At 50.3% G+C, this 15,250-nt stretch carries 13 protein-coding genes; 6 read left to right on the forward strand and 7 right to left on the reverse strand.

Features of this window, described 5'->3' with window-relative positions; genetic code table 11:
• Position 1 precedes the first annotated feature (1 nt).
• From ABO04_RS00350 to ABO04_RS00360, 3 genes are read right to left on the reverse strand one after another with little or no spacing between them, the layout of a single operon-like run.
• Positions 2–391: a cytochrome c gene (locus tag ABO04_RS00350; RefSeq protein WP_240141349.1), complete on the reverse strand. Its 390-nt coding sequence runs from the start codon at positions 389–391 to the stop codon at positions 2–4.
• A complete protein-coding gene (locus tag ABO04_RS00355) occupies positions 388–1,089 on the reverse strand; it encodes a cytochrome c (RefSeq protein ID WP_164504192.1) in 702 nt (233 codons plus the stop codon). Before ABO04_RS00355 ends, ABO04_RS00350 begins: the two co-directional genes overlap by 4 nt.
• A gap of 34 nt (positions 1,090–1,123) precedes the next feature.
• Complete coding sequence (locus ABO04_RS00360) at positions 1,124–2,185, reverse strand: multicopper oxidase domain-containing protein (RefSeq protein WP_160808639.1); 1,062 nt, start codon at positions 2,183–2,185, stop codon at positions 1,124–1,126.
• 300 nt (positions 2,186–2,485) lie between these two features.
• Between ABO04_RS00360 and ABO04_RS00365 the strand changes: the two genes are divergently transcribed.
• On the forward strand, positions 2,486–2,941 hold the full coding sequence (locus tag ABO04_RS00365) for an Rrf2 family transcriptional regulator (protein ID WP_160808640.1): 456 nt from the start codon (positions 2,486–2,488) through the stop codon (positions 2,939–2,941).
• On the opposite strand, the gene ABO04_RS00370 is transcribed toward ABO04_RS00365, so the two are convergent.
• Complete coding sequence (locus tag ABO04_RS00370; protein WP_160808641.1) at positions 2,938–6,831, reverse strand: translocation/assembly module TamB domain-containing protein; 3,894 nt, start codon at positions 6,829–6,831, stop codon at positions 2,938–2,940. The two genes, ABO04_RS00365 and ABO04_RS00370, sit on opposite strands and share 4 nt — an antisense overlap.
• A 1-nt stretch (position 6,832) precedes the next feature.
• A complete protein-coding gene (locus ABO04_RS00375) occupies positions 6,833–8,743 on the reverse strand; it encodes an autotransporter assembly complex family protein (protein ID WP_240141350.1) in 1,911 nt (636 codons plus the stop codon).
• A gap of 49 nt (positions 8,744–8,792) precedes the next feature.
• Here ABO04_RS00375 and ABO04_RS00380 point away from each other — a divergent pair, with 49 nt between their 5' ends.
• Positions 8,793–9,473, forward strand: a complete 681-nt coding sequence (locus ABO04_RS00380; protein WP_160808642.1) for a uracil-DNA glycosylase — start codon at positions 8,793–8,795, stop codon at positions 9,471–9,473.
• Positions 9,474–9,755: 282 nt separating this feature from the next.
• On the opposite strand, the gene cls is transcribed toward ABO04_RS00380, so the two are convergent.
• Both cls and ABO04_RS00390 read right to left on the reverse strand, forming a co-directional pair.
• Complete coding sequence (gene cls, locus ABO04_RS00385) at positions 9,756–11,228, reverse strand: cardiolipin synthase (protein WP_160808643.1); 1,473 nt, start codon at positions 11,226–11,228, stop codon at positions 9,756–9,758.
• Positions 11,229–11,734: 506 nt separating this feature from the next.
• Positions 11,735–12,217, reverse strand: coding sequence for a hypothetical protein (locus ABO04_RS00390; RefSeq protein WP_160808644.1), 483 nt, complete (start codon positions 12,215–12,217; stop codon positions 11,735–11,737).
• 104 nt (positions 12,218–12,321) lie between these two features.
• On the opposite strand from ABO04_RS00390, the gene ABO04_RS11855 reads away from it, so the two are divergent.
• The 4 genes from ABO04_RS11855 to ABO04_RS00405 are packed head-to-tail and all read left to right on the forward strand — an operon-like array spanning position 12,322 to position 15,108.
• Entirely contained in the window at positions 12,322–12,828 is a 507-nt protein-coding gene (locus ABO04_RS11855; protein ID WP_205012718.1) for an FAD-dependent oxidoreductase, read from the forward strand.
• Entirely contained in the window at positions 12,829–13,968 is a 1,140-nt protein-coding gene (locus tag ABO04_RS00395) for an FAD-binding oxidoreductase (RefSeq protein ID WP_205012719.1), read from the forward strand.
• Positions 13,965–14,330, forward strand: coding sequence for a cytochrome c (locus ABO04_RS00400; protein ID WP_205012720.1), 366 nt, complete (start codon positions 13,965–13,967; stop codon positions 14,328–14,330). Before ABO04_RS00395 ends, ABO04_RS00400 begins: the two co-directional genes overlap by 4 nt.
• The gene (locus ABO04_RS00405) at positions 14,299–15,108 is read left to right on the forward strand and encodes an SDR family NAD(P)-dependent oxidoreductase (protein WP_205012721.1); all 810 of its coding nucleotides are present in this window, start codon (positions 14,299–14,301) and stop codon (positions 15,106–15,108) included. Before ABO04_RS00400 ends, ABO04_RS00405 begins: the two co-directional genes overlap by 32 nt.
• The last annotated feature ends 142 nt before the right edge of the window (positions 15,109–15,250 follow it).

The following is a 15,250-nucleotide window of genomic DNA, read 5'->3' on the forward strand; positions in this document are numbered from 1 at the left end:
ATTAATTTGAACCACACTTACAAATATGACGCAGATAAGCAGTCAGCTGATCAATTTCTTCATCGCTGAAAATCTCTCCCCATGCTGGCATTAATACTGACTTGTTGGCAGCAAGACCTCCTTTTTTAAGTACTTCGGCAATCTCTTCCAAGGGAATATCGCCCATCCCTTTCGGATCACTGTGATCACGCGGCTGAACTGACATATAGGTACTATTGAGACCGTTACCATCACGATTCATACCATGACACTGCACACAATATGTATCGTAGAGACGTTCCGCATGTTTGAACTGATCATCATCCGCTGCAATAGCCGGATTGGAAAAAGAACACAGGGAAATAAGAGTAATTCCCGCAAGTTGTGAAATAATACGATTGATATTCATCATTTAGCCTCCTTCTTTCCACTCAGTTGAACGATATAACTGGTGAGGTTCTGCAGATCCTGCTCGGAAATTGCGAGTTTCGGCATCCAGACGCCTTTGTCGATTTTCTGTGGATCCTTGGTATAGCTATAAATAAAATCAGGTTGCAGGCGTTCACCCGCTGTCTGCAGCTCTGGCCCTGACAAACCACCTTTTCCATCACCAGTCGAATGGCAGGCAGAACAACCACGGAGTTTCACAAAGAGCATTTTTGCCATCGGTGATGCTTTTTTGTCTTTGTCGAACTTCCCTGTTTCGATCAGCCCTTCCGGTCCGGTCAGTGCCATCAGTGCATCAGCGGCGGCCTCAGCATCAGCCTGTGTCAGTTTCATATGGTCTATAAGCGTGGATTCATCCACAACATCTGCCTTTTCACCCTTTTTAATATGGGTACGATAGAACACACCGGACGGCCGGATTCTAACCGGATCCTGCAACCATTTCACCAGCCACGGTTTGTTGAATTTAACCCCGGCATAATAAAGATCCGGTCCCTTACGTTCCCATATGTGATCCAGGGTAACTTTTTCAGGCTGCGTCAGCGCATGGCAGGAAGCGCATTGTGACTGCAGTATTGCGGAACCGTCCGCAGCAAAAGTCGTCACCGATGATGCAAGAAACCCCGCACCGATTATCGCCGCAAGCAAATGGGCTTTTATCATATTTTCTCTCCTTTGATTGCATTACATATACACATCATTCTTCGATGAGTTCCCCTTTGAAGACGTCGGAATTATGCATTCCGAAATCTTTTTTCAGAGATTCCTCATAGTAAAAATCAGGTACAAATTTCTTATTTTTCCATACATAGAAATCATAATCGCGCCCGACTTCTTCATACTCAATTGTCGTCATGATTCCACCGTCAACTTTGTTTCCATTAGTGGTATGTGTATCAACGTGGTCATGTATCATCCATAAACCGGGGTTATCCATTTCAATGAACACGTCATAACGTTCACCCGGACCGACAAGAACGGTATCTCCCTTGATCGGATTGGCCAGAGGAAATCCATCCTTGAACACGATTTGTGAGATGTGCCCGTGAGTATGTATAGAATGGACCTGATCCCCTGCACCAAAGAGACGGAGCCGTATAACATCTCCTTTTTTGACGCGTATTGGCTGTGTTTCAGGGAAAGATTTGCCATTGATGGTGTAGTAATCGAATACATCTCCAGGAATACCACCTTCACCCGGTTTATGCGCCCACGCTGATACCCAGTCGGAAAACATCATGATGTAGTCTTTAGTTACCCTTTTTTCGATCGGGAGAGGATTCTTGGGTTCCACGATGAAAGGCCCCCACATACCACGCATGGTCACGTGCTCATTTACGTTAACGTGACAGTGATACCACATGGTACCGGAAGGTTCTGCCTTGAATTTGTACGTGAATGTTTCCCCTGGCTCTACTGCATGCTGAGTAGCATGAGGAACACCATCATTCTGCCAGGTGCCATGCTGCAACATACCATGCCAGTGAATAGTATGGGTCAGGGTGGTCATATTGGTTAGGTTTACCGTGATATCATCCCCTTCCTTGACATGAATGAGAGGGGCAGGAACCTGACCATTGTAAGCAAAAGTGTGGAAATCCCTGTTGCCGACCAGAACAATCCGGGTATCTTCGATTGTCATATCGAATTCATGTTTTTCGGCCCAGCTTGTTGCAGGAATCATTACCAGCGCATACAGTCCAAAAATAATGCCGGTAATAAACCGATAATGCCAAAGTATCGAATTTGAATTTCTCATAAACCATGTCCTTTTAGTGTATATTTAATACGCCTTGATGCATAAGGCTCTCTTAGACACTGCGGCAACGCCTCATCACAACTATCATCAATTATTGGCGACTCCCTCCTTGTAGCGACAAAGATATCTTTTAAATATATCTTTATGCGAATTTTACTTGCATCAATTCAATTGTCAATAACTTTCATCGGAAGCCGATGAAATGATCAGCCCGGAGCTTCCGATATCTGCACTTTCTGGCTGAAATAAAACGTGGGGATATGTCATTATCCACGCCTATTACTAAAGGGGGTATACCTCATGAAAATGACGAATTACAGCGATTACGCTTTGCGCATCCTGATTTATCTCGGTTTAAAGAGAGAGAGATTGTCTACCATTACTGAAATTGCTGATTGCTATCACATTTCACGTAATCATGTCGTCAAGATCGTGCACCACCTGGGTCAGCTTGGTTACCTGGATACAATGCGCGGAAAACACGGCGGTATTCGTCTGGCACGAGCACCTGAGACAATTAATATCGGAGAAGTAATACGCCAAACGGAAGCTTCCATGGAGCTTGTTGAATGCTTCAGTGATCAGAATGCATGCATTATTTGCGATAGTTGTGTGTTGCGTTCAATAATCTCGGACGCACTTTTGGCATTCATGACTGTACTGGATGGCTATACTCTGGCTGATCTGATGATTCCCAGACGTCAGCTGAAGAAACAGCTGCAAGTCACGGAAATGGCCAACAATCTGGCAGATTAATCAAACTGAAAATTATAAAACAGATCAACCGCGCTATCATCTCCCGCCCGGGTCACTACTGAAACTTGAGGAAACAAACTATAGGTCAGCTTGGCGACTCCGGCCGATGAAGAAGTCAATCCATGTTCAAAACTCAGATAGGCGCGTGATGAAAGCCGTTTACCGATCATGCCTACTTGGTCGGTTAACGAACCGCCCTCCTGCTGCCGGATCGAGAAATCATCAATACCCAGACCCTGGGTAATACTGTCCAGGACGCCTTCATCTGATCCGCCCAGAATACTGCCAGCAGCATTCAACAATAATCCGCTATCCAAACCACTCTTATCGGCAGGCCGCCCCAATACAATCCAGGACAGCTTCTCAAGATCAGGAACCTCCGGCTGCGATATCAGCTTGATTTTAGGGTGTCTGACGGTGCCGGTAACTTCCACTCCTGCTTCAACGCCCAAGCCACCGCGTACAGCCAGAACATTGAGGCCCGGATTATCAAGTGGTCCATCAAAATTGACAATACCACGCCGCACTTGTAACTGCTGGCCATAGGCTTCAAAGCGGGTGTCACGCGTAGCAATGGTTCCCGTTGCACTGAGTAATTGTCCAGGTTCACTGTGCAGATGCAGCTGCCCGGCCAACCGCCCTTCCAATCCGGAAGCACGCAAAAAGAATCGTTCCCCAAAATCCAGCGTTGCATCCAGATTCATTTTCAAAGCCTGTGATTCCGGCTTGGAATCTGTTCTGCCCGTAATGATGACATCATCTGCCAGGCCAGGCGTTCCGGCCTTAGGCTGCTTGATAAAACCGATATCTGTCATGAGTTCTCCGGTGATATCGAGCGCTTGATCCTTGAAACCAATCACACTGTTTCCGGAAACAACAATCCAGCGATCTTCCTGCTGCGCAACAGGCAGATGATCCAATTCAATCGTCAGATTGCTTTGCTGACTGTGAATATCTACACCACCACTTGCATGCAGATGACCAGATTTTTGCTCCAGTTCCAATCCTTTAAGCAACTTATCCTTAGAAGGTTTTTCAAGCGGAGCAGTAAAATCAAGTGTTTCAAGTGCAATTCTGTCCTGATTGAAATCCACTAAGAGCTTGCCTTCTTTTAACTGCAATCCCTGATCCAGTAATGCAATTGCCAACGTGTCCCCTGTCACCTTGCCTTGCAACTCGGGTTGTTCCAGTGTTCCTGTCACCCGTGCATGCGCAGTCAAGCGCCCTTCGCTGCGCAGATTGTCGCCTGCCAACGAACCGATCCAGGCAAGATCAGGCAGATTCAGTTGCAGATCGCCATTCAAGGGAGCATTTTTACGAATTTCCCAGGCGGCACCGACTGGCTGCAGCGGGATACTGATCCTTGCAGTGGTTTCACCGACATGCTCTCCGCGAACGGCCAGCTGTCCATTCAGATTATTATTTTCAGCCAGCAGATTAAGTGTGAGCGCTTGCAAACCCAGCGCAAAGGGAGATTCTGTGGGCAGGATGAAGTCTCCTTTTTCCCGCTGTATGCGCAAGTGCCCGGCCAATTGCTGATCAGCCGTAAATTGCCAGCTTCCACCAAGTTTCAGCGGTTCGGTACTTTCCGGAGGCAATCCGCCTGACCGCAACGCAATGCCGGAAAAATCACCCTGGGTAGACCAGCGTTTGGGTGTCCACTGCGCATCCTGAATATCGATTTCACCTGCTGCAACCGCGATGCGAGCATGCCCCAGCTTAACCGCTTCCGGACTGATCCGGATGCTTGGCTGGGTCATCAGATCAAAGGGTACCGCGCCGGTCACAGCAAGTTTCTCAATGACCCCATCCCATTGAAAACGTTGCATGTCTCCGGATCGGGCAATTAATCCGCCTCTTGCCTGGAACCGTGCCTCGGTTGCCTGATCGATCTGGCTTGTCAGTAACAGCTGATGCTGAGCCTGTGTACCGCTCAACCCGATTGACAGTTTCTGCAAGCGTGTCTCCGTGCCTTCCTGATACATTCCTGTCTGAAGATCAAGTTGGACGGCAGTACCGCGCAAGCTCCCCCTGGCATCAAGATGAGCAAGCTGATGCTCATCACGAAAATTGAAATGATTTGAATCAAGCTCAAACGCCACATCCGGATGATCAACGATGCCGCTCAGCTCGATATGAGAGCGAATGTCTCCCTGCAAACCAAATCCTAGCTGAGCGAGCTTGGGCGCGGCCAGTATCACGGACAAACGATCTTCCGGATGACCCAGCACCCCCTTGATTTCGAGTTGATTGTCACCCAGACGTAAACGGGCGTCACTTTTGATCCGACCGGATTGCAGCAGAGCAAAAGCACCTTGACCGGTAATCGGCTGATTGGCAAAGCGGCTGGGGTCAAATGCAAAATCGATATTGGCGGCAGGCTGCGGGGCAAGCTGGCCTGCCAGCTTGAATGTTGCGTTCAGATTGGAAGGCGACACATCGGCAAAGGCAGAAACATCGAACTGTCTGAGCAATCCTTCAAAAGTAAACGGTTGTGACTCATCCAGTTGTAAAGTGCCATGTCCTGACATACTCGAATCACCATGCGTCAGATCGAGTTTCTCGATGGTAATGGCTGAGGCCACACGCATCAGAGCCATATCCATGTTCATTTTCAAGGTTTCATCACGGAGTTTGATCCACCCCTGCTGGGAATCCTGATTACCTGAAAAATACAAATTCCCGGATAGATTGGCCGGGTGCAGGTTACTTTTCAAGGAAGCTGGATTCAATCGCCGGACCTGAATATCTGCCTGTCCCGTCCTGGTGCTGATTTGCCAGTTGGCCTTTCCTGTCAGACTGCCAGGTACTGCTTCCTGCTCAGACAAACGCAGTGCAATATCATCCAGATGAATTTCATCACCCGTCCATAAAAGCTGCACACGTGCCTCTTTCAGCGGAATACCTTCCTGATCCAGCGGACGAGCCTGCGTATTGCTGATAGCAATATGACCCGTGAGTTGTCCGGCCTGCTTTTGCTCCAATCGGCTGATAAAACTCAGATCAGCCTTGGGCAAATCTCCGGAAAACACATTGGGATCCAGGCCGTTGAATACCAGATTGGCATTCAGCAATGGTAATTCATCAAAAGGGTGAATGGTGAATATGCCATGACCATCCAGCTTGCCATCCCTTACAGTCAATGCAGCCCGCACTTTCTGCAGATTACCGGCCAGATGAACTGCTGCATAGCCAGATCTGTCCCTGGTATTGGCAGCATCTGCCCAATTGTAAAATACCAATTGTGAAGTCAGGTCAAACGGTGGATCCGGGGCAATCTGCAGGTTGCCCGCTATTTTTCCCTGCTCCAGTTCAAGTGCCAATGTTTGCAGACGATGACGCTTGCCATCACTATCCAGCCGCAAGGCAAGATCAGTGACAACCAGATCTGGCTGGTCGTTACCCAATGTATAAGTCTTCAGCGAGCGGATACCCAGTTTCTCGATCACCATGCTGACTGGAAGTGAAAGGCTTTCGGGTTGCTGAATTGGTTCTTCATCTTCAGAAGGTGCACTATGTACTTCTACGGATTGAATCATCAGTGCCTCGATCAACAAATTCCCCGTCAGCAAATGCTGTGGTTGCCAGCGGAAAGTCATATCTTCGACTCTGGCAACCAGTTCATCGCTTTGATAAGCAATCGTTCCAGCATGAACGGTATGATGCAGGCTGCCGGAGACATCGGAAAATGTCAGCGCCCCTCCCGTGGCCCGGGCAGCAGTCGCAAGCAACCAGTGCAAGCCGACAGAAGTGAAAGTCAGCCAGTAAATGCCTCCTGCCACAATCAGTATCAGCGCCGCCAGTATTCCTGATAGCCACCTCCCGAAATGCCACGCAGATTTCACAGAAGGTTGCGGTGCCGGATTTTCGTTATCTGCCTGATGATCCATATCAGAATGCCACTGCAATGGAAAAATGTACCCGTAATGTGCCGGTATCATGCCGCCTGGCCAGATCAAGCGCAAAAGGGCCGGCCGGACTGCGCCAGCGTGCACCGACACCATAACCCACTGCCAGATCAAATTCCTTCCATTTATCCGCTGCATCACCGATATCCGTAAATACAGCGCCCCCCCAATCGTTCGTGAACCAGTGCACATACTCTGCTGTCCCGGTTGCAAGAACACGCCCGCCAACAATGGCATTTCCTTCACGCACGCCGAGACTCAGAAAATCATACCCACGAATGGATTGAATTCCCCCCGCACGAAACAGGTATTCCTGCGGAATCCCTTGACGCGAAGAAGCCAGGGTATAACCCGCTTCTGCACGAAAATAGAGCGTATCCCGCCGACCGATCGGCAGCCAATGCTGATGCCGCAGATAGCTACGGATAAAACTCCGGTCAGACAGTGCATAGCTGGAACCGCCCCCCAGCCGCGCCTCCGAAATAAAGCCGCGGCGAACATTCACCGGATCGTCAATATCGTGATAGCGATACCACGAGTCCAGAGCCAGAGTCTCATTCACGGTTTTAGGTGCACCGGAAGGTTCCCGTTCCTCACGCTGCCAGTTGACTCCCACCTGCAAAATGGAATGGGTCGTGGTTCGTATTCTGGAAAAATCCACACGCTGATTGAAGGTTTTCAGATTCTTGATATCGGTCATCTCAACACGCACCCCGGATGAATACCGGTAACGATTGGCATCGGGCAAGGTGTCTATTCTCGTGGAAAAAGTCTGGCGTTTTTGTTCCAGGCGCAGCAGACTGCTCAGATTCCAGGCGCGTCCAAGGAAATTATAATCACGATAATTGATTTCACCACGTGCACCGTTGTTGGAGCTGTAGCCAATGCCTGCACCAAATTGTTTAGATTTTGCCTCGGTCAATGTGACGATCACCGGCACAGCCTCGTGCAAAGCTGGATCCGGTTTGATCGTCACAGCAGCCGCATTGAATAGCTTGCCATTCTGCAACGCCACCTGAAAAGCCAGCAACTGATCCCGGCGATAGGGATCACCTGGACGAAAAGGTGCGCTGTTTTGAATCACATCCGGCCGATAACGCTCCAGTCCGGTAATCTGCAATTCGCCATAACGGTATGCCGGGCCGGAATCGATGATGATTGACAACGTTGCCTGGGCAGTATCCGGATCCACTTTTGCCTGGCTTTCGACGATACGGGCAGTAGCAAAATCTCTGCTCGCCACACTGGAAAGCAAAGCAGATTTGGCATCTTCCCAGCGTGCACTGCGAAAAATCTTTCCTGGCTTCAGCGGCCACTCAGCGCGTAACTGTTCTACACGAGCACGGTACACGGGTTCATCCGTCGCCAATGCTCCCTGGAATTCGATTGCCACGGCAGCTACACGCGTGCGTGGGCCTGGCTTAACACGCAACTCATATGCCTTGGCTTTACCGTTTCCCTTTTTCTTGTCAAATTCAACTTCAGGGGTGAAATAACCTTCCGTTGCCAGCAGCTCAACAGATTCCTGTCTGATTTTGCGCGCATACGCTGCCAGATCAATTTCATCCTTGAATGGTTTGGGTGGAAGCGTAATATATTTTTCCAGCAGTTTTTTAGCAGTAGATGGTGCGATAATCGCCACCTCAACAGGATCCGGCTTCTTTTCCATTTTCGCCTCTTTTCCAGTAGCGGAAGCTGCCAGGACAATTCCGCAACAGGACAAATACAATAGGCCGGACAGCAGTAATACGGCATTCCAATTATATTTTCCCTGATGGAAAACCTCTTTCAGCCATTTCATGCGAATGAAATAACATTCGAACATACACCACAAACACATCGTCTGCTTGCCTTGGATGCGCGTATAAATTTTCAGAGTGAAAGGGAAATTCATGAATAGCCGACTGCGGTAAGTAGCGAGCATTTTACAATAAGAGAACAACATGTTTGTATCAAGACCATTCCAGCCAGACTGTCGTCATTGCCCTCGCCTGGCACAGCATCTGGATCAGATTAAAATCGACCATCCTGACTATCATGCCCGACCAGTCGCCTCTTTTGGCGATCTCCCGGCAAAATTACTGATTGTTGGTCTTGCGCCAGGCCTGCATGGTGCCAACCGAACCGGCCGCCCGTTTACCGGCGACTATGCGGGTATCCTGCTGTATAAAACGCTGTATAAATTTGGTTTTGCCAGTCATTACGAATCACTTGCCGCTGACGATGCGCTCCGCCTGATCGATTGCCGGATTACCAATGCGGTCAAATGCCTGCCACCCGCCAACAAACCTCTGCCGGCAGAAATCCGACAATGCAATCCTTTTTTGGCTGCAGAACTGAATGATTTCGCTAAAAATGGCGGACAGGCTGTGCTGGCGCTGGGCACTGTTGCTCATCAGGCCGTGCTGATGGCACTGAAATGTCGCAATGCTGATTTCCCCTTCAGTCATGGCGCCATTCATTCTATACCGGTCGGGCTAAGGCTCTATGACAGCTACCATTGCAGTCGCTACAACACTCAAACTCGACGCCTGACTGAAACCATGTTTGAACAGATTTTCGATAAAATCTGCCGGGATACAGCAGCTGTCAATCCTCCCTCATCACCTCCATCGGCAAAATAGGCATACGGGAGTTGCCAGCGTAGCGCGGACGCATGAGGAATACGCCCCAATGTCTGCTATACCAGCAACGATAAACCACCGGCCCGCCACGCTTTGATATGCAATCTCCATTGTTGCGATGATATCGCCAGTTATCCTCCTGGAAACAACTGAAGACAACTGTAATCATTCTTTATTTTTAGACGGCAAGGACAAAGCTTGCGCATAAGCAGGCATCCGGGAATGAATCAGTCTGGCAATACCGGCTTATTGCAATTGTTTTGAATTCTTCATGGCTATCTGTCAGAGCATAGGAGCCAGGAGACTTACTGCTCGTGATGAAAGCTTCTTATAGAGAGGGAGCGCCTCCATATCTGAATAGCTGAGTTTTTGCGAAGTGAGCATATCTTCTCTCAAGGCCAACTCTAACTGGCGATTGAGCCCCTGGTCTTTTACCAAAGCAGCAATCTCAAAGTTCAGAAAAAATGATCTCGAATCCAGGTTCATTGAGCCAATCATCGAGATATCATCATCGATCAGCAAAGTCTTTTGATGCAGGAATCCGCTGTTGTACTGGTAGAACTCCACCCCCACTTTAAGCAGTTTTTCCAGGTAGACCTTCGAAGCAAGTTTTACCCAGCGGTTATCACTCGGTCCCGGTACTATGATTTTAACCTCAACACCTCTTAAAACCGCCAGGGTTAAAGCATCCATCAATCCTTCTGGAGGAACGAAATAAGGGGTTGTCATCCAGATTCTATTTGTGGCTGATTTTATCAACTCCAGATGAGCCAGCGAACAAGCCTCAATATGATCCGCCGGGCCCGTGTGCAACACCAGTGCATCACTCCCTTCGGTTGCATAGTCACCTGGCCAGTCCAGCTCTAAAATCTCTTCGCGAATCCAGTACCAGTCTTTCATGAAGGCTATCTGAGCGGCCATTGCGCCGGGACCCGCCAGCTTCACGTGGGTATCGCGCCACGCTCCCAGTCGGGGATTATTTCCCAGATACTCATCGCCTACATTATAGCCACCAACGAACACAACTCTTCCGTCGATCACAACATTCTTGCGATGATTGCGAAAATTAACCTGGAAATGGGCAAACCATCCTTTTATTGAGAAAAAGTAGCTGGACCGAATGCCAGCCGCACTCATTTTCTCAATGATTCTTTTATGAATATTACCGTTGCTGCCGACTTTGTCACACAGGAAATAAACCCGCACGCCAGAACTCGCCTTCTGAATCAGAAGATCGATGAAGCGGGTTCCGATTTCATCCGCTTTAAAAATATAAAACTGAACCAGTATGTAATGTCGGGCTGCTTCGATCTCTGCAAACATCGATGAAAATGTCTGCTCTCCACTCAGCAGCAGCTCGGCTTTATTGTATTTCAGGAAGCCGGGCTGTGCCGTTTGGGCAGTGATCGCATCAAAAGCCCTTAAATTCCAGGGTGCAGGGGCTTGAAAGGCAGAGGCGCTTTCCAGTTCCGCAAGTTTTGCTTCTGCTGTTTTATCATGTTCTTTCCGGTCTTTGATATAGCCAATGAATCGATTACGTCCAAAAACCAGAAAGAGTGGAACTGCGATAAAAGGAAAACTGACAAGAGCTATAATCCAGGCAGTCGTTCCCTGGGGAGTCCGTGTACGCCATAGCGCCAGAATAGCGCAGCCTAACCCCGCCAGATAAAACAGCGGTGTAATGACATAAAAGATTAACTCCAGCGGCCAGTCGGCAATGAGCTGTTTAATTGAAATTGAAACTTCAGCAGCCATTCTTTCCAATATCCTTTACTCGTATCAGCCCGCCCTTTGTGTGGGAATTTCCTGTTTTTTTATATCCTGCGAAGATGGCGACCTGAAATGGTTTTTAAGAAACCTCCGATTAAAAATCCTTTGCACATGCCCGGGAATGGAGATGCCTCATTTTAACAGACAGCTTTTTACTCAAACTCAAGCAGTATCAACTGTGAGAAAGGATTGCAGTTTATCGCGGTTTGATTTTTCTCATTCGGTTTTTCCTTTCAAATTGTTGAAAACAAATATATCGGCCCCAAATATCGACGGAATGGCCTGGTGATAACTTATTCATCGAGGTTACCAGAGGCGGATAAACGATTCGCTGTGGTGTCCAGATCCGATTGACGCCCGAATTACATCTTGATACATTCAACGCATCTATAGAAAGAGGCATTTAGGATTTCTATAGATTCCTCTGTGAGATCGTTACCTGACAGGAGTCTGTGAAAATGGCTACTCGCCGACAATTCCTTCAGGGCTCGCTAGCTGCAGCGGGTCTTGCCATGGCGACCGATACCCTTGCCGATAGCCGGATCCTTGCAGCGATGCAAGATCCTGCTAAAGATTGCCTCAAACTGGAAGCCGCACTGTTCGAGCCTGCACACGCATACAGCGCAGCGTTTGGCGCCGCCGCCCGGCGCATGGGTTTGCCCGCCTTTGCCATCGACCATGACATCACACCAGTCTGGCTGCATGTGGTACAACTCTGGCGCAACATGCCGGTTGCGATTGGAGGGCTGACCTCGCAGACGCCACTCCTGCTGCTCGAACAATCGGCACGCGATTACGGGCTGCGGGTAAGGTTTCGTGGCGAACATCACCCTGCCGGGCAAAACATGGTCAGCCACTTGCTGGAAGGGCCCGGCGACATTCTCCATGCCTTTGAGGCCGGAACGATCCACGGAGCTGATTATGGCACCTGTATGGCGCATGCCCTCATCCACTGCCCCATGGCCACCAGCCATCAGCAAACTGCGCGGCTGCAGATCACCACAACTGCGAACGACCGCACTGAGCTGGCACCACTGTACTCTTGGATCATGGTCCCTCGTGAACAAGGAACAACCACATGAAGCTTCCCTTTGATGTAAGCCAAACCAGCTTCGACGCTGCAGTGCAGGAATTCCGCAAGATCGTCGGCACCGAGTGGGTCTTCACCGGTAGCGAAGACGTAGCACTGTATCGCGATGCATATTCGCTGATATGGGATGAAGCACACGAACTGGTACCATCCGGCGCCATCGCCCCTGCCTCCACTGAAGAAGTACAAGCTGTGGTGCGCATCGCCAACCGCTACCGGCTGCCTCTTTTCCCCATTTCCACCGGCAAGAATCTGGGCTACGGCGGCTCGGCACCCAACATGACCGGCACATTCATCGTCGACCTTAAGCGGATGAATCGCATCATCGAGGTCGATGACCGCAGAAACTTCTGTATTGTCGAACCCGGCGTGTCGTACTTTGATCTGTACAACCATATTCAAAAGCATGGCAAGCGGCTGATGATGGACATTCCCGATCCAGGCTGGGGCAGTCCGCTTGGCAACGCGCTCGACCATGGCGTCGGCTACACCTAGATGAACTACCGTGACCACTTCGGTTCGCATTGCGGTATGGAAGTGGTACTGCCGGACGGCGAAATCATGCGCACGGGCATGGCAGCCGTACCAGGTGCCGAAACCTGGGCTGAGAACAAGTACGGCTATGGCGCTTATGTCGATGGACTGTTTGCTCAGGCAAACTTCGGTATCGTCACCAGAATGGGCTTTTGGATGCAACCCGCGCCGGATCATTTCCTTTCTGCCATGGTCAGGGTGCCCCGCTATCGCGACCTGGCCGCATTGATCGATGGCGTCAACCTCATGGAAGACCAGGGCCTGGTCGGCCATCCGCGCTACTCCTGCCCGATGGACCCGCTGATCCTGCAGATGGAGCCGGAGGTGTACAAACCCACGCCGGAGCTGATGCAGCTCAACAGCCAGCCGGGTGGCGCCAGCGTGGAGAAATACGAAGCATATGCACGTAAGCAGGGACATGAGTTCTGGAATGTATTGCTTAACTTTTACGGCCCGAAGGAAACCATCTACGCAAGCTGGGCTTATGCACAAAAGCTGTTTGGAACTATTCCCGGCGTGAAGTTCGAGGAAATTGAGAACTATCCGGATCCCTTGCGAAACCAGAAAGCTACTTCCGGAGCTCGACACAAGGTGGCACTGGGCATCCCCAATATGTCGATTTTCTCCATCGGTGCACGCTCAGCCGCGATGCCGCAACCCAGTGACGGTCACGTCTGGTTCTCGCCCATCATTGCCCGCTCCGGTGAATCTTTCATGCGTGCGCATGAAGTATTCAGCAAGGCGGCGCGCGAGCTGAATATCACCTCTGCTCCGATTGGCGTCACAAACGTGCCCCAGACCTGGCAATACCGCACCTATGTGTATCTATTTCCGGTGTTCGTCTCGCGTTCGAACAAGGAGCACAATCGCAAAGCGGTGCAGGATTTCCACAACCTGATCCGAATCGCCGCCGATCACGGCTGGACAGAATACCGTACAGCACCGTCGTTCCAGAATGCTGTAGCAGGAACATATTCATTCAACAACAACATTCTCATGCGCTTCCAGGAGCAGCTGAAAGACACCATCGACCCGGAAGGTATCATGGCGCCGGGCCGGGGCGGCATCTGGCCACGCCGATACCGGGAGAACAAGTCATGAAAAATATAACCTCCTCGCTTGCACTGGTATTCATGCTGCTTGCGCCTCTTGCGTCCTCAGCGCAATCACCCGCACCGGCTGTGGATGAAACCCTGCTACGGCGAGGCAATGAACTGTATCAGTACTGGTGTGCCACTTGCCACGGTCGTGGTCCGGGCCATCCGGGCACACAGGCGCTGGAAACCCGCTACGGCGGCGCACTGCCTGCTGTACTCGAAGATCGGCCCAACCTCACTCCGGATTTTGTTGGGGCATTCGTGCGCAATGGGATTTCCATCATGCCGTTCTTCCGCAAGACAGAGATCAACGACGAGGAATTGGCCGCCATTGGTGCCTACCTCTCACATACCCCAATTAAATAACCGGCTGCAAAATCATAGTAGATATACCATCATGATCCTTGAAAACAAAACTGCTATCGTCACGGGTGCCGCTTCCGGACTGGGTCGCGGCATTGCCCTGAAACTGGCCGAAGAAGGTGCCAATATCGTCATCGCCGATATTGATGAGGAAGGCGGCAACACAACCCTGGAAGCCATTCGCGCGCTCGGCCGAGAAGCCATCGTAGTAATCGGCGATGTCTCTGATCCCGAATACCATGTCGAAATCATCAATCGTACTAAGGAAGCTTATGGCCGCCTGGATATCGCAGTTAACAATGCCGGTATCAGCCACAATTTCGCCCCGACCGCCGAGATTCCGCTTGCAACGTGGGATCGGGTGATCCGCATCAATCTGTCTGGCGTGTTCTATGGTGTGCGTGTGCAGATCCCGGCCATGCTTGAGACGGGCGGCGGCGTAATCGTGAACATGTCCAGCATTGCCGGTGCAGTAGGTTTTCCGGGCCTGTCACCGTATACCGCCGCCAAACATGGCGTGGTGGGACTGACAAAAAATATCGCTGTGGATTACGGCACACAGGGCATTCGCGCCAACGCAGTGGGTCCCGGTTTCATCAAAACCGAACTGATCGACTACGTACCAGCCGAGCAACGTGCCACGCTGGAAGACGTGCACGCCATGCGCCGGCTGGGAGAAGTAGAAGAGGTTGCTGAACTGGTCCTGTTCCTTGCCAGCCCGCGGTCCACCTTCATCACCGGGGCCTACTATCCTGTTGATGGCGGCATGCTCGCCCGCTGAAGTATCGTGTCGACGCACCTTCATCAGTATCAAGGTAAATATAATACATGCTGCCTTGATGCACCGTATACAGGGGTATACTTAAATTTCTGCAAAACTATCTGCGTTGTCATATTGCGTTACCTGCCTCTTAACTATCACC

The sequence above is a fragment of the Nitrosomonas sp. HPC101 genome, from assembly GCF_009833125.1.
GTDB lineage: Bacteria > Pseudomonadota > Gammaproteobacteria > Burkholderiales > Nitrosomonadaceae > Nitrosomonas.